This is a genomic window from Cellulophaga tyrosinoxydans, assembly GCF_900176415.1.
GTDB classification, from domain to species: Bacteria; Bacteroidota; Bacteroidia; order Flavobacteriales; family Flavobacteriaceae; genus Cellulophaga; species Cellulophaga tyrosinoxydans.
Genome location: NZ_FWXO01000001.1, coordinates 1,484,132 through 1,504,595 on the forward strand (window position 1 = coordinate 1,484,132; position 20,464 = coordinate 1,504,595).

Consider the following 20,464-nt stretch of genomic DNA (forward strand, 5'->3'; position numbering starts at 1 on the left):
TATTTATATGATAGCTAATATGTCGCTTTCACGCATCATTAAGAAGTCAGTGCCTTCCAATTTTAGCTCCGTACCAGCATATTTACCATAAAGTACGGTGTCACCAACTTTAACAGTAACTTTTTCATCTTTTGTACCAGGACCAACAGCTACAACTTTTCCTTTTTGTGGTTTTTCTTTTGCAGTATCTGGAATGTAAAGTCCAGAAGCAGTCTTTGTTTCAGCCGCCATTGGCTCAATAAGTACTCGATCTGCCAATGGTTTAATGTTAACTTTAGCCATATGATTAAATTTTTTTAAAATTGAATTATTTTTATTTCTCTATTAAAGGCAGAAATTATGCCATTGCTTATTTACTGACACTTTGTAAATGAAAAATGCCAGCTTGTCATTTTAAGCTGGCATTTTTAGTATTCTTATGTTTTTTAAACGCTATTCTGAGTCAGAAGTAGTGTCTCCTGAAGGTGTTGAAATTGGTTCCGGTAATGCATCTGGAATTGTATTCTCGATACCATCACCTTGTAATAACTTAGAATCGGACTTTGAAAAATTGTCCTTTAATGAAATGTTTGAAAGTAGAATTAGTACTATTAAAAGTGTTGCTAATGTCCATGTGCTTTTGTCTAAAAAGTCACCTGTTTTTTTAACACCACCAGCTACTTGTGTTCCACCACCTCCAAATGATGAAGATAATCCTCCGCCTTTTGGGTTTTGCACCATGATAACCAGCATTAATAAAAGGCTCACAATGATTATAAGGATTAAGAATATTGTAAACGTGCTCATCTTTATTTATTATCTTTTTGAATTGTTTGTACCAATTTTATTTGGCTTGCAAAGAAACTACTTTTTTCTGGATATTTCAAACTTAAAATTTTATATGCTTGAATAGCTTTTTTAAACTTTTTTTGCTCCAAATAAACTTTAGCTAAAGTTTCTGTCATTAACTCGTTTTTGTCAATTTTTACAGAATCTTCAATAGGGATTACTGGAGTGTTTTTTTCTATCGGAATTATTTTTGGGTTGTTCTCTATAAACTGATCAATTAATTCAAATTTCTTTTTTCTAGAATCTTTTTTAGCAGCTATTTTTTTTACGGTATCTTTTTCTGGTTTGTTTACAGGTTCTCTTTCAATAGGCTTTTTAGATGCTAGTTCCATCCATTCTTTAAAAGAGTATTTTTCTTTTTTAGTAAATGGTATAGGACTTCCTAAAGTAATTTGTTCTTCTTGTTTTTTAGCTTCAGCTATTTCAATATCAATTTTTGGGTCTTTAGAACTAAAAAGTGCAGGATCTAATATTTGCTCTGCATCTTTAATGCTTTGTGGTAAAGCTTTGTCTTCTGAGGTTTCTTCTAATAAAGACTCTTTCTTTTCTTCGGCAACTATGGTTTCAAACTCAATAGCTGTTTCTTTCAATGAGGTTGCTTTGCCAGAAATGCTATCTGCTATTTTATTCTGAAGAAATTCTGGAGAAGTGATGAAATCAAATAACACATCTCTATCTGTAGTGTATGCCGCAGTAGTTTTAAGAGCGCTATTGTATTTAAAACTATTTAGGTTTTTTAATCCTTTTAATTGAATAGCTCTTGCTGCTTGAAAATAGGGAAATTCATCTAAAATATCATCTAGTTGATTCGTTTGCACAGGAGAAACTACCTTTTCAGGATGTTGTAATAAATAAGTAAAATCGGATACATTCATAGGCTACCAGTCTGCTAATGATGCAGTGAAAATATCTTGTGTTATACGTTCATAAATTTCTTCTAATGCAGCTGATTTTACACTAGAAAAACTAGAGTTCGCTGGATAGTCATAAAAGAAAGAAAATGGTTGTTCAAAATCTACATCTTCTTTTGTTTTATTAAAAAAGCGCACATTTACTCTCATGCTTAATCTATTTTGTGCAGCTGTTTGGTTGGCTGTAGCTGTCATTGGCGATATTCTAAACTCTGTAATCTCACCTTCATATAATAAATCACCATTAGAAGGTACCAAATCTAAACTGGTTTGGTTTATGATTAAATTTTGTAGAGCTTGTGTAAAATCACGATCAATACCAGGTTCAAAAGTAGATCCCGGACTCTGTGAGGCGTAGTTTTGAAACATACGCACTTCAAAAGTTTTTGCTAGTCCCTGATCACCACCAGTAAAATTATAAAACTTGCAACTAGTGAAGGTTGCTGTAAGCAATATAATAAAGAATAAATATTTGAATTTTGTCAATTGTAATTTTTTTAAAGTTTGTAATTGAATCAATAATTGGCTACAAATCGTACTGTTTTATTTTTCGATATAAAGTACGCTCCGATATACCTAATTCCGCAGCTGCAGCCTTTCTTTTTCCTTTGTTGCGTTCTAAAGATTTAGTAATTAACTCTATCTCCTTTTCTTGTAAAGATAAGGTTTCTTCTTCTTCTATTTCTTCGGCAAAATGATACTTATCCTCAACTGTTGGTTTAGTAAAAGTATGTTCTACTTTAGGTTCTGGTAAATGAAGAATTTCATTACTTTCTTCAGCGTCTTCTGTATATGGTTCATCTTCGTTACCGTAAATTTTACGAATTAAATTTTCATTTTCCTGCTGTACTTTGCCTGTATCATTATTTTTTAGCAACTCTAAGGTAAGTTTCTTAAGGTCATTTAAATCCCCTTTCATATCGAACAATACTTTATAAAGGATTTCACGTTCGTTACTAAAATCGCTTTCCTTTTTTTGTTTGTCTACGATTGCTGGAAGATTGGAGCTTCCTGCATTAGGTAAATAGCCTATTAAAGTTGATGCAGAAATACTTCTGTTCTCCTCTAAAACAGATGTTTGTTCGGCAATATTTCTAAGTTGACGAATATTTCCTGGCCATCTATATTTTAAAAGAACAGCAACAGCCTCGTCATCTAATCTTATAGTAGGCATTTTATATTTTTGTCCAAAATCGGAAGCAAATTTTCTAAATAGTAAATGAATGTCATCTTTTCTATCGCGTAAAGGAGGAATAGCAATTTCAACAGTACTCAATCTATAGTATAAATCTTCTCTAAATTTTTCCTTTTCAATAGCTTGAAACATATTTACGTTTGTGGCCGCAACAATTCTCACATTTGTTTTTTGTACTTGTGAAGAGCCTACTTTTAAAAATTCACCATTTTCAAGAACACGTAGTAAGCGAACTTGTGTTGTTAGGGGTAATTCGCCAACTTCATCTAAAAAAATTGTACCACCATCGGCAACTTCAAAATAACCACTTCTTGTTGTTGTCGCACCTGTAAAAGCTCCTTTTTCATGACCAAAAAGCTCACTATCTATAGTGCCTTCTGGGATGGCTCCGCAGTTAACAGCAATATATTTTGCATGTTTTCTATGGGATAAGGCATGTATTATTTTTGGGATAGCTTCTTTACCAACACCACTTTCCCCAGTTACAAGAACTGAAATATCTGTTGGCGCAACTTGGATAGCCTTTTCTATAGCACGATTTAGTTTAAGATCGTTACCTATAATTTCAAAACGTTGTTTTATTGCTTGTACTGATTCCATTTAATAGTATGCCAACTTAATTATTTAACTACAAGTTCTATTGCTTCGCCAAGTAAAGTGGCGCTTGTGCAATCTGTTATTTTAACCAATACAAAATCGCCAACCTTGTAATTTTCTTTTGGAAAAACTACGACGGCATTTTGAGAGTTTCTTCCCATCCAATCTGCATCGGACTTTTTAGAAGTGCCTTCAATCAGTACTTCTTCAATTTTACCAAGATGTTGTTTGGTTCTATAATGTCCACTTTCTCTTTGTACAGCAATTATTTCTGCTAGTCTTCTTTTTTTAACTTCCTCTGGAACATCATCTTTTAGTTTTCTGGCAGCCATTGTGCCTGGTCTTTCAGAATAAGAATACATATAACCAAAATCATACTTTACCCTTTTTAAGGCATTAAGTGTATCTTGATGATCTTCTTCGGTTTCTGTTGGGAAACCAGAAATCATATCTTGAGAAATTGCACAATCTGGTAGAATTCTTCGAATGTTATCAATCAATTCAAAATACTCTTCAATAGTATGTAATCTATTCATTTCTTTTAGAATGCGATTGCTTCCACTTTGTACAGGTAAGTGAATGTGATTGCAAATATTAGCATGTTTTGCAACGGTTTCTATGACATCTAAAGTCATGTCCTGCGGATTAGATGTAGAAAAACGAATTCGCATTTTTGGAAAAGTTCTGGCTACAGTGTCTAGCAATGCTGAAAAATTTACAGCGGTAGCTTTTTGCATATCAGAAGCATTTGCAAATTCTTTTTTCAGCCCGCCTCCATACCATAAATAACTATCTACATTCTGACCTAGTAAGGTAATTTCCTTGAAATTTTTATCTGAAAGCTCTTGTATTTCTTTTAAAATAGACTGTGGTTCTCTACTGCGTTCTCTACCTCTTGTAAAGGGTACAACGCAAAAAGTACACATATTATCACAACCACGAGTTATAGAAACAAAAGCACTTACACCATTGGTGTTTAAACGTACTGGAGTTATATCTCCATACGTTTCTTCTTTGGAAAGAATTACGTTTACTGCATCACGACCTTCATCAATCTCTTGAATTAGATTTGGTAAATCTTTATAGGCATCTGGGCCTACGACCATGTCTACAATTTTCTCTTCTTCTAAAAATTTACTTTTAAGGCGTTCTGCCATGCAGCCTAAAACCCCAACTTTCATATGTGGGCGCGTTTTTTTAACGGCATTAAATTTTTCTAATCGCTTACGAACAGTTAATTCTGCTTTTTCGCGAATAGAGCAGGTATTTACCAAAACTAAATCGGCTTCTTCTAAAATTTGAGTGGTATTAAAACCTTCTTTTGAAAGGATTGACGCAACAATTTCACTGTCGGAAAAATTCATAGCGCAGCCATAACTTTCAATATAAAGCTTGCGATCATTTCCCAGATTTTTTTCAAGAACAATACTTTGTCCTTGTAATTCTTCATTAATAATTTTCTCCTCCATGCGTTTTGATTAGCAATAGGTTAAGCAATTTGGTTGCAAAGATAAGATTTTTACATGCGTTCTGTCAAATTGGCAGTTAAAAATAAGTGAAATTTGTATTCCAACATTATTATTGCAATTTCGTTGATATTAAGAGTTACAAAATTTTAAATGAGAAAAGAGGATAAAAAGCCTTGGGCGACAAAAGATGTAATGTATCAGATTTACGAAAAGCATTTGTGGGGAGGTAAAGAACAAGATTTTTATTCCGGTGATGGTTCGCACAACCTTACTATTGTTGAGCCTTATGTAAATATGGTTGCTGGTTTCTTAAAAAGTGCCAATACACCACTTGTGGTTTGTGATTTAGGTTGTGGCGATTTTAATGTGGGGAAACAATTGGCTGCCTTTTCCAAAGCATATATTGGAATTGATATTGTTGAAAATTTAATAGAAAGAAATAGCGCAAAATTTACACAAGAAAATGTATCGTTTTTATGCTTAGATATTTGTAAAGATGAACTACCTAAAGCAGATTGTGTACTTATTAGACAAGTTTTACAACATTTATCTAATAAAGAAATATTGCAAATTGTTTCTAAATTAAAAACATATAAATACATAATTATCACAGAACATTTACCTTCAGGTAATTTTCAGCCAAATTTAGACATGGTGACGAGTATGGGTAACCGATTAAAGTATAAGAGTGGTGTAAATATTGCGGCAGCACCATTTAATTTTAATCCAGAATTTGAAGAAGTGTTATTAAATATTTCAATTGATAATAAAAGTTGTATCCGAACCACTATGTATCAGAATTTTTAAATTTTTTCGCAACCAAACCAACATTTGTGTATCTATCTAGAAATCAATCTTAATACAAATACTTATGAAAGTTAAAATAATCTTGTTGTTGGTTTTAGGTTCTTGCCTACTATTTTCTTGTCATGAGAATGATAGCGATTATGCAGATTACATTGTCGCAAGACCTTTAACTATTTCAAAGGCAGATTTTGAAGCTAGTATCGCGGTATTGCCACCAAAGTACATTGAATCTTCTGGCAAAATATATGCGTATAAAAAATACATTTTTGTAAATGATAAATTTCAAGGAATTCATGTTATAGATAATAGAAATCCGAATGCGCCTAAAAAAATCGCTTACATAAAAATCCCAGGTAATGTAGATATATCTGTAAAGAATGATTATTTGTATGCTGATAGCCTATCGGATTTAATAGTAATCGATATTTCTAATATGGACAATATAAAAGAGGTAAACCGACTTAAAGGTGTGCTAAACGAAAACGTGGTTTGGCCTGCTGAAGCTGATTTTTATGAATATGGTGATTTTGATTATACTAATGAAATAGTTATAGGATGGGAAACTACCACAGAACGTAGACGTGTTGAAGAATACCAAAATAGATTTGAAGGCAACTTTTTTACCATGGCAGAAGCTTTTAACGACGCATCCGTAGGTCAAGGAGGATCTTTAGCTCGTTTTAAAATTGTAGATGATTATTTATATGCAGTGGACAATCATAATATTAACGTATTCGACATTCAAAATTTAGAAAATCCAAAAAATTTAGAATCTGTTTTTGCAGGTTTTGATATTGAAACTATTTTTAATCTGGGAGCTAATTTATTTTTGGGGAGTAAAAGCGGTATGTATATATATGATATAACACAACCGGCATCACCAACGTTAGTTTCAGAATTTCAGCATGGTACAGCATGTGATCCTGTTGTTGCAGATGAAAACTATGCCTATGTAACATTAAGAGGTGGTAATTCTTGTGGAGCAACGGCCAGCGAATTGTTAATTATAGATATTAAAGACTTAACAAATCCAAATCTTTTAAAAGCGTATCCAATGGACGGGCCTTATGGATTGGGAATAAAAGATGAAAAAATATTTATTTGCGATGGTGCATCAGGTTTAAAGGTATACGATAAAACAGATGTAAATAATTTAGTAGAATTGAATCATTTTAAAGATATCAATACTTTTGATGTAATCCCTTTAGAAACAAGTTTGTTGATGATAGGCGAGGAAACACTATATCAATATGAATATTTAGATAATAAAATTAAATTATTAAGTACACTTTCATTGAAATAAAATTTTAGTGATTTTTATTCTTGTTTGCTATGAAAACACACCAATTTTGGTGTGTTTTTTTGTAGCGTAAAATTCATTTTTCACACCTATATAGTTGTCATACAACAAAAAATAAAAAAATTGGTATACTTTTGTAGCACCAAAAACTACTTAATGGCAAAGAATTTAGTAATCGTAGAGTCTCCTGCAAAAGCAAAAACTATTGAAAAATTTTTAGGAAAAGACTTCAAGGTAGAATCCAGTTTTGGTCATATAGCAGATTTACCATCTAAAGAATTAGGGGTAGATGTAGAAAATGATTTTAAAGCAAAATATATTGTAAGTAAGGATAAATCAGTTTTAGTTAAAAAATTGAAAGATTTAGCCAAGAAAGCGGATATGATATGGCTAGCGAGTGATGAGGATAGAGAAGGAGAGGCTATTTCTTGGCACTTAGAGCAAGAGTTAGATTTAGATAAAAAGAAAACCAAAAGAATAGTATTTAACAGTATTACCAAAGCTGCAATACAAAAAGCGATTGAAAACCCAAGAGAAATAAATTATGATCTTGTAAATGCACAACAAGCAAGACGTGTATTAGATAGATTAGTAGGTTACGAATTATCGCCAGTACTTTGGAAAAAAATAAAACCAGGACTTTCTGCTGGTAGAGTACAGTCAGTTGCAGTGCGATTAATTGTAGAACGTGAAAGAGATATAGAGTCTTTTACACCAGAAGCATCTTTTAAAATAACTGCACAATTCAAAACGAATGAAGGTAGTATTTTTTCTGCTAGACTCAATAAGACTTTTGCAACTAAAAAAGAGGCAGAAGCTTTCTTAAAGGAGAATATGAACTCTAAATTTGCAGTTGCAAGTCTAGATAAGAAACCAGCGAAGAAAACGCCAGCAGCTCCTTTTACAACATCAACTTTACAACAAGAAGCATCTAGAAAATTATATTTCTCTGTAGGAAGAACCATGCAGGTTGCGCAACGACTATATGAAGCGGGACTTATAACTTACATGAGAACAGATAGCGTTAACTTATCTAAAGAAGCATTAGATGCCGCCAAAGAAGCTATCTTAGAAAATTACGGAAAAGAGTACAGTAATACACGTAATTTTAAAGGCAAATCTAAAGGTGCACAAGAAGCTCACGAAGCCATCCGCCCAACAGATATGAAGCTTCAAAATGTTTCTCTAGAACGTGATCAAGAGAAATTATACGAATTAATTTGGAAACGTACTTTAGCTTCGCAAATGAGTGATGCTGAACTAGAGCGTACCAATGTTAAAATAAGCTGTGCCGGACACAATGAAGAGTTTACCGCAAATGGTGAGGTAATTAAATTTGATGGTTTTCTAAAAGTATATATGGAAGACCTTGATGATGAAGATATAGCCGAAGAGCAAGAAGGTATGCTTCCCGCAATGGAAGAAGGTGAGGCTTTAATAAATAATTATATTACAGCTACAGAACGATTTTCAAGACCTCCATATCGTTTTACAGAAGCCTCTTTAGTAAAAAAATTAGAAGAATTAGGTATTGGTAGACCATCTACCTATGCACCAACAATTTCTACAGTACAAAATAGAGGGTATGTAGAAAAAGGAACTATTGATGGAGTAGAGCGTAAGTACGTGCAGTTAGTGCTTGAAAATAACGCTATTCAAACCAAGAATTTAACGGAAAATGTTGGCTCGGATAAAGGCAAGTTAGTCCCTACAGATATTGGAATCATTGTTACTGACTTTTTAGTAAGTCACTTTTCTGGAATTATGGAATATAATTTCACGGCTAAAGTAGAAGAAGATTTTGATGATATAGCCGAAGGGAAAGAAGATTGGCAAAAAGTGATGAAGAATTTTTATAAAGATTTTCATCCAAAAGTATTAGATGTAGAAGAAAATGCTGATAGAGCAAGTGGTGAACGAATATTGGGTGTAGATCCAAAATCAGGTAGACAAGTGTTGGTTCGTTTAGGAAGATTTGGACCTATGGTGCAAATTGGCTCCTCTGAAGAAGAAGAGAAACCTGTATTTGCTAGTCTTTTGCCGGATCAGTCGTTAAATACAATAACTTTTGACGAGGCCATGGAGCTTTTTACGTTGCCAAGAGATTTGGGCGTACATAAAGGAGAAGAAGTTTTAGCAAACGTGGGTAGATTTGGACCTTATATTAAATTTGGCGATAAATTTATCTCTTTAGATAAAGGCGAAAGTGCTTTTGATGTAGATTTTGATAGAGCAAAAGAACTTATTGATGATAAGATAAAAGCAGATGCTCCTATTTTAAATTACGAAGACAAAGAAGTAACAAAAGGAACCGGGCGCTTTGGACCATTTATTAAATGGGATGGAATGTTCATTAATGTGAGCAAAAAGTACGACTTTGATAACCTTTCGAAAGCGGATATTATTGAACTTATCGAAACCAAAAAGCAGAAAGAGATAGATAAGGTGGTTCATGACTGGAAAGCCGAAGGGATTCGAGTAGAAAAGGCACGTTGGGGAAGGCATAATGTAATAAAAGGGAAAATTAAAGTAGAATTATCTAAAGATGTTGATGCTACCAAAATTACTCTTGAACAAGCGCAAGCCATGATCGAAAAGAAAACGCCAAAGAAAAAGGCAAAGGCAGCACCCAAGAAAAAAGCAAAAAAATAAAGTTTTTATTTTGATAATAAGTTAGCACACCTTCTTGAATTATTTCAAGAAGGTGTGCTATATTTGATATGATAATTATTCATAATATTCTAACCAATTAGTAGTAATGGCATTCGATTTTTTAGTTCCTATTGATGATAAAATACTAGCACATTGCGAATTATTACCTGCGCAAGCCTTAGGAAATAAAATTCATAAACATACAGAACGTAAAGGATTGCCTGTTTTGGCAAATGCATCTTTTGCAATAATTGGGGTTAATGAATCTAGAAATGCCTTTGAAAAAAAGCATGAAAGCTTAAATACTTCAGAAATAAGAAGGCATCTTTATAAGCTTATGATGGGAAATTGGAATAGTACCATCGTTGACCTTGGAGATATTAATGAAGGCGAAGCGGTAGAAGACACCTATTTTGTTGTAAAAGAAATTGTAGCGGAACTTATAGAAGAAGATATTGTTGCTGTTGTTATAGGTGCCACACAAGATATTACGTATCCTACGTATAGAGCTTTTGATGGGTTAAGAAATATGGTGAATCTAGTGTCTGTAGATAGTAGATTCGATTTTGGTGATAATGACGAACTTATCTCTTCTCATTCTTACATGAGTAAGATTATTACCGATAAGCCTAACAATTTATTTAATTTTTCAAATTTAGGATATCAGAGTTATTTCTGTGCTCAAGAAGAATTAGATTTAATGGAGCGTCTTTTTTTTGATGGATATCGGTTGGGAGAAATTTCATCTGACATTTCTTTGGCGGAGCCGGTATTAAGAGATTCCAACATTGTAAGCATAGATCTTCGGGCCGTAAAGGCAAGTGAAATTTCTATGTCTGAAAATTTTTCACCTAATGGTTTTACTGGTAAAGAAATATGCGCTATAGCCAGGTATGCTGGTATTAGCGATAAAGTAAATGTCTTTGGAGTTTACGAAGCGGAGAACACGCCACAGGCATATCAATTAATAGCACAAATTTTGTGGTATTTTTTTGAAGGCCATAATTATAGGGTAAAAGAGTCTCCTTTTGTAAATAAAGAAGATTTCACCAAATTCATTGTTCCTACTGATGCGGACGATCTTATCTACCATAAAAGTAATCTTACTGAAAGATGGTGGGTAGAAGTGCCAACAATTTTAACTTCACATAATAAAACAAATATACCTGCGTTATTACCTTGCACGGAGCAGGATTATCTTGATGCTTGTAATCAAATTATTCCTGAGCGGTGGTTTAAAGCTTATAAAAAAGGCTTTAATTAAATTTTTAAAAAAAAATTAAAGGATAATACATTTGACACAATATTTTAATCAAAACGAAGTTTTAGAGAATAATAAATGTGTTTTTAAAATTACAATCTTAATCGAAATTTAACCTAAAGTATGAAGAAGCTATTGTTATCATCTATAGCGTTTGTTGTTTTACTCAGCAGTTGTGGGTCTAAAACAAAAGGAGAACTAGTCGGAGCCCAAGGAAAAAAGTGGTATCCTGAAAAGCCTTATGGTATGGAGTTAATTCCTCAGGGATCCTATATCATGGGTAAGAGTGAAGAAGACCAAGCTCAAGTTCTAAACGCTCCAACCAAAACTGTAACCGTACGCTCTTTTTATATGGACGATACGGAAATTACAAATAGTGAGTATCGCCAATTCGTAGAATGGGTTAGAGATTCTATCGTTAGAACCAAATTAGCCATTTTGGCTGATGAATTAGGACTAGGTCCTGAAGATGGTGGTATAGGAGATTACGCATTTAAAGATGCAGATACTACAAAATTATCAGCGTATGACAAATATATGCTTGATATGTATTCAGGTATAGATTATGAAGGTAGAGCCTTAAATCTAGATCAAGATTTGGTTTGGGATACTTCTGAATACCCAGATGAGTACTATGTTGAGGTAATGGACAAATTATATATTTCTGAAGAAGAATCTTATAATGGACAGCGCACAATAGATGTTACTCAATTAAAGTATAAGTATTCTTGGATGGATATTGAAGCTGCAGCTAGAGCAAAAGGTAAAGGCAGTAGAAAAGATTTCATAAAACAAGAAGAATTAGAAATATATCCGGATACAACAGTTTGGATTAGAGATTTTGAGTATTCTTATAATGAACCAATGCATAATGATTACTTCTGGCATGACGCTTACAGTGAATATCCTGTAGTGGGTGTAAGCTGGAAACAAGCTAAAGCATTTTGTAACTGGAGAACAAAATTCAAGAATGATGATCAAAAATCTAAAGGAAAGCAATTTGTTAATCAATTTAGATTACCAACAGAGGCAGAATGGGAATACGCAGCTAGAGGTGGTATCGAAGGTGGTACATATCCTTGGGGTGGCCCATATGTAATTAGCGACACAGGATGCTTTATGGCTAACTTTAAACCACAACGTGGAGATTACGCAGCAGATACCGCATTATACACCGTAGAAGCTAAATCATTTGCGCCAAACGATTATAACTTATATAATATGGCTGGAAACGTTTCTGAATGGACAGATTCTAGCTATGATCCAAACTCTTACGAGTATGTATCAACAATGAACCCTAACGGCGGAGGAGCTAAGAATGCTCGTAAAGTAATTAGAGGTGGTTCTTGGAAAGATGTTGCTTACTTCCTACAGGTAAGTACTAGAGATTACGAGTATCAAGATTCAGCACGTAGTTACATAGGTTTCAGAACCGTACAAGATTATATGGGTGTTGAAGAAAACAAACCATTAAATAAATAATATTAACAAGTACACAAATTAAAATCAAATTAAATTAAAACCAAATCCTTATTTTTATTAACGTTAACCTGAAATTAAATTAAAATTATGGCACAGTCAAAATCAACAAAGAAATTATTTAACATGGCCTACGGCCTAGGAGCATCAGTAGTAATTATCGGTGCATTATTCAAAATCTTACACTGGGAGTTAGGTCCTTTAAATGGGGGTATTCTACTTGCAATAGGTCTTATTACAGAGGCACTTATTTTTGCTATTAGTGCATTTGAACCAGTAGAAGACGAATACGATTGGTCTTTAGTATATCCTGAATTAGCAGGAGGAGAAGGTGTTGCAAGAAGCAATGTTAAAGCAGAAATTCAAGAATCTGAAGCTTCATTATCTAAAAAATTAGATGATTTATTAAAAGAAGCTGGTGTAGATGCAAACTTAATGGAAAGTTTAGGCTCTAGCATTAGAAACTTTGAAGGTGCTGCTAAAGGTATTGCTCCTACAGTAGACGCAATGGCTTCTACTAAGAAATATTCTGAAGAAATGGTACAAGCTGCCGCTCAGATGGAATCATTAAATAGCCTTTACAAAGTACAGTTAGAGAGTGCAAGCAAACAAGCTTCTATTAATGAAGAAGTTGTTCAAAACTCTACAGCATTAAAAGATCAAATGGCATCATTGTCAACAAACTTGTCATCTCTTAATGGAGTATACGGTGGAATGTTGTCTGCAATGTCAAGAAACTAATTAGTATCTAAGATACGCAAACCCAAATCAAAATTAATTTTAAAACTAATTAGAAAAAATGGCAGGAGGAAAACAATCACCACGTCAGAAAATGGTCAACTTAATGTATTTGATCTTTATCGCGATGTTGGCCCTGAATATGAGTAAAGAAGTTCTAGCAGCATTCGGTCTTATGAATGAAAAGCTAGAAGTTTCTAACGCGAAAACTACAGATAATAATTTAGCATTCTTAGAAAATTTGGAAACAAAAGCTTCGGAAGATGCTGCTAAATATGCTGAAGATTATAAAAAAGCACAACAAGTGCAAAAATTGTCTCAAGAGTATTTTGATTACTTAGAAGGTCTTAAGAAAGAAATGACTAAAGACGTTGAGGATCCAACAGATTACCAAGTAATGGATAAGTCGGATTATCTTGATCAAAAATTATTTAGTGGAGACGGTCTTGCTGAAGGAGGTAAAGAATTCATGAAAAGAATTCAAGATTACCGCAAGCAAGTGGCTGAATTAGTGCCTGCGGCATTAAAATCATCAGTAGTTGCTAGATTTGAAACTGGCGATGCTAATGGTAAAGTAGTAAAGAAAGATAAATCTAAGCAAGATTGGATTAACTATCATTATGAAGGTTTCCCATTAATTGCATCTTTAACTAAACTTACGGCTTTACAAGCAGATATTAAATCTACTGAAGAGGCTGCTCTAAAAGCAATGTTGGCTGGTAACTTAACTGACCAAGTTTCATTAAAGAACTTTAAAACTTCTTTATTTGGTTCTAAGTCTGCATTCTACTCTGGTGAAAAATACGATGGTAAAATTATCATTAGTAAAACAGATAATTCTTCTACACCAGTAAGAGCTGAATTAACTTTAGATGGTAGAAAATTAAGTGCAGGAACAGATTACGCTATCGAAGCTGGTGGTGTTAAGATGTTAATCGGAGCTGGAAATCCTGGTGACCACGTAATTGAAGGTACTTTGTACTTCATGCAAGATGGTACAGAGGTTCCTGTAACTGTTAACAACTCTTTCGCAACAATTTCTAAGCCAAGTGCTGCTTTAATTGCTGCTGATAAAATGAATGTTGTTTACCGTGGTGTTGCTAACCCAATGTCTATTTCTATTCCTGGTATTCCAGATAATAAGGTAAATGCTTCTGCTCCTGGTCTGTCTAAAAGATCTGGTAGCCAGTATGTAATGAACCCTGGAACTGGTAGAACAGTAACAATTAGTGCTTCCGGTAAATTACCTGACGGACAAACAGTATCTTCTAAATCTGAATTCAGAATTAAAGATATTCCAAGACCAAACGGTTCTATTAGAGGAGAAACTAACACTGCAAAAATGCCAAGAACTAACTTAGAAATATCTACAGTAGGTGCTTTATTAGAAGATTTTGATTTCGATTTAAATCTTGCAGTAAGTGGTTTCAAATTCAAAGTTCCTGGTCAACCAACAGTTGTGGTTAACGGTAACAAATTAAATGGTGCTGCTTTGGCTGCTTTGAAAAGAGCTGGTCGTGGAGATGCTGTTCAAATATTTGATATTGAAGCTTATATAACAAATAACAAATCTTACAAGTTGAAAAAAGTTTCTCCAGTAGTGGTAGAACTTACAAACTAGTAGGGAAAATTTATTGGAGTGAGTCATAAATCATTCGAAAAATATAATTTGAATGATTTATGACAAATTTTAGTAAAGGTGTAAAAACAAATAAATTTTTAAAAATGAATTGGAAAAATGTTTTATTAATTGGAGCGGTATCTTTATTACCTATTTCAATGATGGCTCAGGCGAATATATTAAATGCCAAAAAGCCAGAGGAGATTGGTAAAAAAACAAACTCTCAAATAGAGATGGATAACGATGCTCCTTTAGATTACGGTTATGTTGATGATAGAGATATTCTTTGGTCAAAAACTGTATGGGAAGTAATCGATTTAGATGAACGTGTAAACTTTCCGCTATACTATCCAATAGATACTGTGGATATTGGTTCTGATAGAAGATCATTATATGATGTTCTTATTAAGAATATTAAAAATGGTAAAATTGAAGATATTTATGTAGATTCTTATTTTACTGAAAAAAGAAAATTTGCAGATTTACAAGCTACTTTGCAAAAAGTTGATACTACCGATTATGGGTATGAACAATTAAATGCAGGTGAGCAAGTATCTCCAGAATATATCAACAGAAGAGATTTAACTGCTGCAGATTTAGAAGAATACTTAATTAAAGGAATCTGGTATTTTGACAAACGCCAAGGTGAACTTAAATACAGATTGTTAGGTATTGCTCCTAGAGCTCCAGACGTTAACTTTATTGATGACGAATCTATGGATCAAGAAGAAAATAAAGTTGCCTTATTTTGGATCTGGTATCCAAGTGCAAGACAAGTTCTTCATGAAGCAAAAGTATTTAATCAAAGAAATTCGGCCCAGCCAATATCTTTTGATATGTTGCTAAACGCTCGTCGATTTGAAGCAACCATCTATAAAGAAGATAACGTTTATGGTGACCGTGCAATTAAAGACTATATTTCTGATAACTCTTTATTCCAATTACTTGAATCTGATCGTATAAAAGAAACGATTAGAGACAAAGAACAAGACATGTGGAGTTACTAGTGTAAAAAAATCCAATTCAATACAATTTTTAAGTCCTTTCCATTTTGGTTAGGACTTTTTTTATGCCAAATAATTACCTTTACCCAATGATAGATTATTTAGTAATTGGTTTAGGTTTAGCGGGGGTTTCTTTTTGTGAACAACTAGAAACTAATAGTAAAACATTTCATGTTATTTCTGATGCTTCACAAACCTCATCAGTAGTAGCTGGGGGCTTGTATAATCCTGTTATTTTAAAAAGATTTACTCAGGCATGGAATGCTCAAGAACAATTAGCTATTGCCTTACCATTTTATAAAAATCTCGAAAGTAAACTAAAAACGCAACTCGATTTTAAAGTTCCAGTTTTACGCAGATTTGCATCAATTGAAGAGCAAAATATGTGGTTCGAAGCGGCGGACAAAAAACAGTTGAGTTATTTTTTATCTACCAAAATTCTAAAAAACCAGAACCAACAAATTGATGCTCCATTTGGTTATGGGCAAGTGCTCCATACAGGAAGAATAGATACTAAATTATTACTAGCACGTTATCAAGATTATTTGATAGAAAAAAACCTATTTACAAAACAGAATTTCGATTTTAATAAGATTCATCTTCATGAAGATTTTGTGGAATACGATGCCATTAAAGCTAAAAACCTTGTATTCGCTACTGGATTTGGCATAAAGGAAAATCCGTATTTCGCTTATTTGCCTTTAAATGGTACCAAAGGAGAATTGTTAACCATTAAAGCGCCAGCACTTAAAGAAAATGGCGTAATTAAATCATCTGTATTTATAATTCCGCTAGAAAATGATTTATATCGAGTAGGTGCAACGTATAAGTGGAAAGATAAAACCAATGAACCCACTCAAGAGTCTAGGGATGAGTTGTTAGAAAAGCTAGACACATTTTTAAAATGCGAATATGAAGTTGTTGATCATGTTGCAGGTATTCGACCTACAGTTGCGGACCGGAGGCCTTTAGTAGGGCGGCATCCTGAATATAAAAACTTGTTTATTTTAAATGGTTTTGGATCTCGTGGCGTAATGATTGGTCCTACAGCATCATTAGCATTGTATAATTTTATAGAAAATAAGCAAGACTTAAACCCCGAAATGGATATTGCGAGGTTTACTAAAAAATATTACCAGAAAAATTAAATATTACTTTTGCTTAACTGCGTCTGGATCGTATTTCATGAACATATTTATCCAAATATTTCGTGATAGTCTCATGATTATTGGCATAAAGACAATTAAAGTGCCAAGAATTGCAAAAAAACTAGTTTTTAAACTTGTGCCAATAAAGAGAAAAGAAATTACAAATGCAGCTACAGCAAATGCAATACCAACACCATAACTTACGTACATTGCGCCATAAAAGAAAGAAGGCTCAATTTTGTATTTGGTATTACAATGAGAGCAACGTTCATGCATTTTAAATATTTGTGTCAAATGATAGGGATTTTTATCCATATACATGCTTTCATTATGACATTTAGGGCAAGTTCCTGTTAAAATGCTGTAGAGTTTGTTTCCTTTTTTTAACATTTGCAAAAGTTTTAGCAAAAGTAAGATTTTAGTAGTGTTTCTTATGTAACTAAAGTCACAAAAAAACAATAATAATAACAACAAAAAATGCTTAATATACACAACCTTTCTGTTTCATTTGGAGGAGAATATCTTTTTGAAGAAATATCTTTTCGTTTAAATTCAGGAGACAGAGTAGGTCTTATTGGTAAAAATGGGGCTGGAAAATCTACTCTTTTAAAATTACTTTCTAAAGAAATGCAGCCAGATACCGGAGTAATAGCTTCGGATAAAGAAGTTAGGATTGGTTTTTTAAAGCAAGATTTAGATTTTGAGCAAGGCCGTACCGTTTTAGATGAAGCTTATCAGGCGTTCGAAGAAATTAAAACTATAGAGAAACAATTGGAAGATATAAATCATCAATTGGCAGAACGTACGGATTATGAAAGTGACATCTATTCTAAACTAATTGAAGATTTAAGCGATTTAACCCATAGGTTTGAAATTTTAGGAGGATATAATTATCAAGGTGAAACTGAGAAAATTCTACAAGGCTTAGGATTTAAGCGTGAAGATTTTAATAAATACACCGACACTTTTTCTGGTGGCTGGAGAATGCGAATAGAATTGGCAAAGCTGTTATTGCAAAATAACGACGTATTGCTGCTAGATGAACCTACGAACCACTTAGATATAGAATCTATCATTTGGTTAGAGCAGTTTTTAAAAAGCAGTACAAGCGCTGTAGCCATTGTCTCTCACGATAAAATGTTCTTAGACAATGTTACGAATAGAACTATAGAAATATCTTTGGGAAGAATATACGATTACAATAAACCGTATTCAGAATTTTTGATCCTTCGTAAAGAAATTCAAGAGCAACAACTAAATGCTCAGAAAAATCAAGAAAAACAAATACAACAAACAGAAAAATTAATAGAAAAGTTTAGAGCAAAAGCCTCAAAAGCCTCGATGGCACAATCCTTAATAAAAAAACTGGATAAGCTAGATAGAATAGAGGTTGATGAGGACGATAATAGTGTAATGAATTTAAAGTTTCCGGTTTCTATAACCCCAGGAAAAGTGGTGGTGGAAATAGATAACTTATCAAAACACTATGGTAAAAAAGAAGTGCTTAATAATATTGATTTACTTATTGAGCGTGATATTAAAACGGCATTTGTGGGCCAAAACGGCCAAGGGAAGTCAACTTTGGCAAAGATAATAGTTGGAGAATTAGAGCATACAGGTAAATTAAAGCTTGGCCATAATGTACAAATCGGTTATTTTGCTCAAAATCAAGCAGAATATTTAGATGGTAACAAAACCATTTTAGATACAATGATTGATGCTGCCAACGAAAAAAACAGGAGTAAGGTAAGGGACATTTTAGGTTCATTTCTGTTTAGAGGAGATGAGGTTGATAAATACGTAAAAGTACTTTCAGGAGGGGAAAGAAACCGATTAGCACTTGCCAAAATGCTACTGCAGCCATTTAATGTTTTAGTAATGGATGAGCCAACAAACCACTTAGATATAAAGTCTAAAAATGTTTTGAAACAGGCTTTACAGAGTTTTGAAGGTACCCTTATTTTAGTTTCGCACGATAGAGATTTTCTTCAGGGCTTAACAAACAATGTTTACGAATTTAAAGATGGAGCAATTAAAGAATATTTAGGCGATATTGATTTTTATTTGGAACAACGCAAAGTTGACGATTTTAGAGAAATAGAGAAAAAAGACGTTGTTGTTACTCAAAAAGAGAAAAAGCCAGTAGTAGAAATTAGTTACGAAGAGCAGAAGAAAATAAAAACGCTGAATAATAAGCTGAGCTCTATAGAAAGTAAAATTTCGCAATTGGAAAATGAAATTAAGAAGATAGATCAAGAACTTCTTACTAATTATGATACTACCATTGCCAAACCTAATTTTTTCGAGTCATACGAGAAAAAGAAAAAGATGTTAAAGGATTTGATGTCGGAATGGGAAGATCTTACGTTGAAAATGGAAAATCTAGCCTAAAAGTAAGTTTTAACTTACGTATTTTCACAGCTGTTTTAGGCTTTTTTGCAACATAAATGCAGGTATAGCGGGTAGTTCATCGAATTTATCTTGCTTATCTTGTACAATGGTTTAAATTTGTAGGAGTATTCTTATAGTTATTTGTTTAAAGAAGCTACTAATTTAAATTTATGAGATTCAGAAATAATATAATCGCAGTATTGTTGCTAATAACATCTTTCACGTTTGCTATTCCAAAGGCGGAAAAAAATGCGTTAATAGATTTATACGAAAGTACCAATGGTGCTAATTGGAAAAATACTTGGGATTTATCTTCTAAAGTATCCAATTGGAACGGTGTTGTTATAGAGAATAATCATGTGGTTTCCATTACCTTGTTTAATAATAATTTAGAAGGTACATTGCCAAATTCTATTGGCAATTTGGAAAACCTTAAACTTTTGAATCTTGCATTTAATAACATAGAAGGTAATCTACCAGTAGGAATATGTCAGTTACAACATTTACAAGTTTTAAGGTTAGGTAAAAATAAATTATCAGGTTCCATTCCAAATGAAATAGGAGGCTTAAGAAGTCTGGAACATTTAGATCTGTTTAGCAATAATATTTCAGGCGAATTACCGGAAGTTATTGGCAGCATATCTGGTTTAAAAGTATTATCAATATCGGATAATAACATCACCGGTAAATTACCTAGATCATTAGCAAAATTGGCTAATTTAGAAAGGTTAGAACTTTCTGATAATAATATGGGTGGAGATATACCTGTAAGTCTTACACAATTAAAAAATTTACAAATTTTAGCCATTGCAGAGAATGGATTTTCTAATGATTTTCCATCTCAAATAATGAATATGCCAAATTTGGAAGTCTTACAGATTCAGAAAAATAAGTTTAATACGGAGTTTTTAAATCATATAGATATCCCAGTGTCTAATTTGGTACTTTTTGATTTTGACGGAAATCAAGAGTCTATCATTAAAAAAGACTTAAAAAACTTATACATAGATTCAAATACACGCACAGCGAAAACAATATTTGAAGATGAACAAGCAAACTAATT

At 33.0% G+C, this 20,464-nt stretch carries 18 protein-coding genes; 11 read left to right on the plus strand and 7 right to left on the minus strand.

Annotated elements, in window-relative coordinates; genetic code table 11:
* Positions 1–3: 3 nt before the first annotated feature.
* The 6 genes from B8963_RS06660 to miaB form a co-directional block, all read right to left on the minus strand.
* Positions 4–282 carry a co-chaperone GroES gene (locus B8963_RS06660; protein ID WP_084060612.1) on the minus strand — a complete coding sequence of 93 codons (279 nt, stop codon included), beginning with the start codon at positions 280–282 and terminating at the stop codon, positions 4–6.
* A gap of 150 nt (positions 283–432) precedes the next feature.
* Complete coding sequence (gene secG / locus B8963_RS06665; RefSeq protein ID WP_084060613.1) at positions 433–786, minus strand: preprotein translocase subunit SecG; 354 nt, start codon at positions 784–786, stop codon at positions 433–435.
* Positions 787–788: 2 nt separating this feature from the next.
* Positions 789–1,703 carry a hypothetical protein gene (locus B8963_RS06670; RefSeq protein ID WP_084060614.1) on the minus strand — a complete coding sequence of 305 codons (915 nt, stop codon included), beginning with the start codon at positions 1,701–1,703 and terminating at the stop codon, positions 789–791.
* 3 nt (positions 1,704–1,706) lie between these two features.
* Positions 1,707–2,225 carry an LptE family protein gene (locus tag B8963_RS06675; RefSeq protein WP_084060747.1) on the minus strand — a complete coding sequence of 173 codons (519 nt, stop codon included), beginning with the start codon at positions 2,223–2,225 and terminating at the stop codon, positions 1,707–1,709.
* Positions 2,226–2,265: 40 nt separating this feature from the next.
* Positions 2,266–3,534, minus strand: coding sequence for a sigma-54 interaction domain-containing protein (locus tag B8963_RS06680; RefSeq protein WP_084060615.1), 1,269 nt, complete (start codon positions 3,532–3,534; stop codon positions 2,266–2,268).
* A 20-nt stretch (positions 3,535–3,554) separates the two neighbouring features.
* The gene (gene miaB / locus B8963_RS06685) at positions 3,555–5,000 is read right to left on the minus strand and encodes a tRNA (N6-isopentenyl adenosine(37)-C2)-methylthiotransferase MiaB (protein WP_084060616.1); all 1,446 of its coding nucleotides are present in this window, start codon (positions 4,998–5,000) and stop codon (positions 3,555–3,557) included.
* A gap of 150 nt (positions 5,001–5,150) precedes the next feature.
* Here miaB and B8963_RS06690 point away from each other — a divergent pair, with 150 nt between their 5' ends.
* The 9 genes from B8963_RS06690 to B8963_RS06730 all read left to right on the plus strand — a co-directional run bounded on the left by B8963_RS06690 (position 5,151) and on the right by B8963_RS06730 (position 17,010).
* Positions 5,151–5,807 (plus strand): class I SAM-dependent methyltransferase, encoded by a 657-nt coding sequence (locus B8963_RS06690; RefSeq protein WP_084060617.1) that lies wholly within the window; start codon positions 5,151–5,153, stop codon positions 5,805–5,807.
* Between the two features lie 64 nt (positions 5,808–5,871).
* A complete protein-coding gene (locus B8963_RS06695; protein ID WP_084060618.1) occupies positions 5,872–7,110 on the plus strand; it encodes an LVIVD repeat-containing protein in 1,239 nt (412 codons plus the stop codon).
* Between the two features lie 153 nt (positions 7,111–7,263).
* On the plus strand, positions 7,264–9,759 hold the full coding sequence (gene topA / locus B8963_RS06700) for a type I DNA topoisomerase (RefSeq protein WP_084060619.1): 2,496 nt from the start codon (positions 7,264–7,266) through the stop codon (positions 9,757–9,759).
* A gap of 106 nt (positions 9,760–9,865) precedes the next feature.
* Positions 9,866–11,023 carry a formimidoylglutamase gene (locus B8963_RS06705; protein WP_084060620.1) on the plus strand — a complete coding sequence of 386 codons (1,158 nt, stop codon included), beginning with the start codon at positions 9,866–9,868 and terminating at the stop codon, positions 11,021–11,023.
* Between the two features lie 120 nt (positions 11,024–11,143).
* Positions 11,144–12,502: a T9SS ring complex lipoprotein PorK/GldK gene (gene porK / locus B8963_RS06710; RefSeq protein WP_084060621.1), complete on the plus strand. Its 1,359-nt coding sequence runs from the start codon at positions 11,144–11,146 to the stop codon at positions 12,500–12,502.
* Positions 12,503–12,589: 87 nt separating this feature from the next.
* Positions 12,590–13,240 (plus strand): type IX secretion system motor protein PorL/GldL, encoded by a 651-nt coding sequence (gene porL, locus B8963_RS06715; RefSeq protein WP_084060622.1) that lies wholly within the window; start codon positions 12,590–12,592, stop codon positions 13,238–13,240.
* Between the two features lie 58 nt (positions 13,241–13,298).
* Positions 13,299–14,858 carry a type IX secretion system motor protein PorM/GldM gene (gene porM / locus B8963_RS06720; protein WP_084060623.1) on the plus strand — a complete coding sequence of 520 codons (1,560 nt, stop codon included), beginning with the start codon at positions 13,299–13,301 and terminating at the stop codon, positions 14,856–14,858.
* A gap of 104 nt (positions 14,859–14,962) precedes the next feature.
* Positions 14,963–15,865, plus strand: a complete 903-nt coding sequence (gene porN, locus B8963_RS06725; protein WP_084060748.1) for a type IX secretion system ring subunit PorN/GldN — start codon at positions 14,963–14,965, stop codon at positions 15,863–15,865.
* An 86-nt stretch (positions 15,866–15,951) separates the two neighbouring features.
* On the plus strand, positions 15,952–17,010 hold the full coding sequence (locus B8963_RS06730; protein ID WP_084060749.1) for an NAD(P)/FAD-dependent oxidoreductase: 1,059 nt from the start codon (positions 15,952–15,954) through the stop codon (positions 17,008–17,010).
* A gap of 3 nt (positions 17,011–17,013) precedes the next feature.
* Here B8963_RS06730 and B8963_RS06735 read toward each other — a convergent pair whose 3' ends face one another.
* Entirely contained in the window at positions 17,014–17,400 is a 387-nt protein-coding gene (locus B8963_RS06735; RefSeq protein ID WP_084060624.1) for a DUF983 domain-containing protein, read from the minus strand.
* A gap of 87 nt (positions 17,401–17,487) precedes the next feature.
* Between B8963_RS06735 and B8963_RS06740 the strand changes: the two genes are divergently transcribed.
* Complete coding sequence (locus B8963_RS06740) at positions 17,488–19,401, plus strand: ABC-F family ATP-binding cassette domain-containing protein (RefSeq protein WP_084060625.1); 1,914 nt, start codon at positions 17,488–17,490, stop codon at positions 19,399–19,401.
* A 170-nt stretch (positions 19,402–19,571) separates the two neighbouring features.
* On the plus strand, positions 19,572–20,462 hold the full coding sequence (locus B8963_RS06745) for a leucine-rich repeat domain-containing protein (protein ID WP_084060626.1): 891 nt from the start codon (positions 19,572–19,574) through the stop codon (positions 20,460–20,462).
* Positions 20,463–20,464 lie beyond the last annotated feature (2 nt).

Coding starts and splice junctions, on each gene's coding strand:
- B8963_RS06660 (WP_084060612.1), bottom strand. CDS start 282: ATGGCTAAAGTTAACATTAAACCATTGGCAGATCGAGTACTTATTGAG.
- porN (WP_084060748.1), top strand. CDS start 14,963: ATGAATTGGAAAAATGTTTTATTAATTGGAGCGGTATCTTTATTACCT.
- porM (WP_084060623.1), top strand. CDS start 13,299: ATGGCAGGAGGAAAACAATCACCACGTCAGAAAATGGTCAACTTAATG.
- B8963_RS06735 (WP_084060624.1), bottom strand. CDS start 17,400: ATGTTAAAAAAAGGAAACAAACTCTACAGCATTTTAACAGGAACTTGC.
- B8963_RS06690 (WP_084060617.1), top strand. CDS start 5,151: ATGAGAAAAGAGGATAAAAAGCCTTGGGCGACAAAAGATGTAATGTAT.
- topA (WP_084060619.1), top strand. CDS start 7,264: ATGGCAAAGAATTTAGTAATCGTAGAGTCTCCTGCAAAAGCAAAAACT.
- secG (WP_084060613.1), bottom strand. CDS start 786: ATGAGCACGTTTACAATATTCTTAATCCTTATAATCATTGTGAGCCTT.
- B8963_RS06680 (WP_084060615.1), bottom strand. CDS start 3,534: ATGGAATCAGTACAAGCAATAAAACAACGTTTTGAAATTATAGGTAAC.
- B8963_RS06705 (WP_084060620.1), top strand. CDS start 9,866: ATGGCATTCGATTTTTTAGTTCCTATTGATGATAAAATACTAGCACAT.
- B8963_RS06730 (WP_084060749.1), top strand. CDS start 15,952: ATGATAGATTATTTAGTAATTGGTTTAGGTTTAGCGGGGGTTTCTTTT.
- porL (WP_084060622.1), top strand. CDS start 12,590: ATGGCACAGTCAAAATCAACAAAGAAATTATTTAACATGGCCTACGGC.
- miaB (WP_084060616.1), bottom strand. CDS start 5,000: ATGGAGGAGAAAATTATTAATGAAGAATTACAAGGACAAAGTATTGTT.
- B8963_RS06670 (WP_084060614.1), bottom strand. CDS start 1,703: ATGAATGTATCCGATTTTACTTATTTATTACAACATCCTGAAAAGGTA.
- B8963_RS06740 (WP_084060625.1), top strand. CDS start 17,488: ATGCTTAATATACACAACCTTTCTGTTTCATTTGGAGGAGAATATCTT.
- B8963_RS06695 (WP_084060618.1), top strand. CDS start 5,872: ATGAAAGTTAAAATAATCTTGTTGTTGGTTTTAGGTTCTTGCCTACTA.
- porK (WP_084060621.1), top strand. CDS start 11,144: ATGAAGAAGCTATTGTTATCATCTATAGCGTTTGTTGTTTTACTCAGC.
- B8963_RS06745 (WP_084060626.1), top strand. CDS start 19,572: ATGAGATTCAGAAATAATATAATCGCAGTATTGTTGCTAATAACATCT.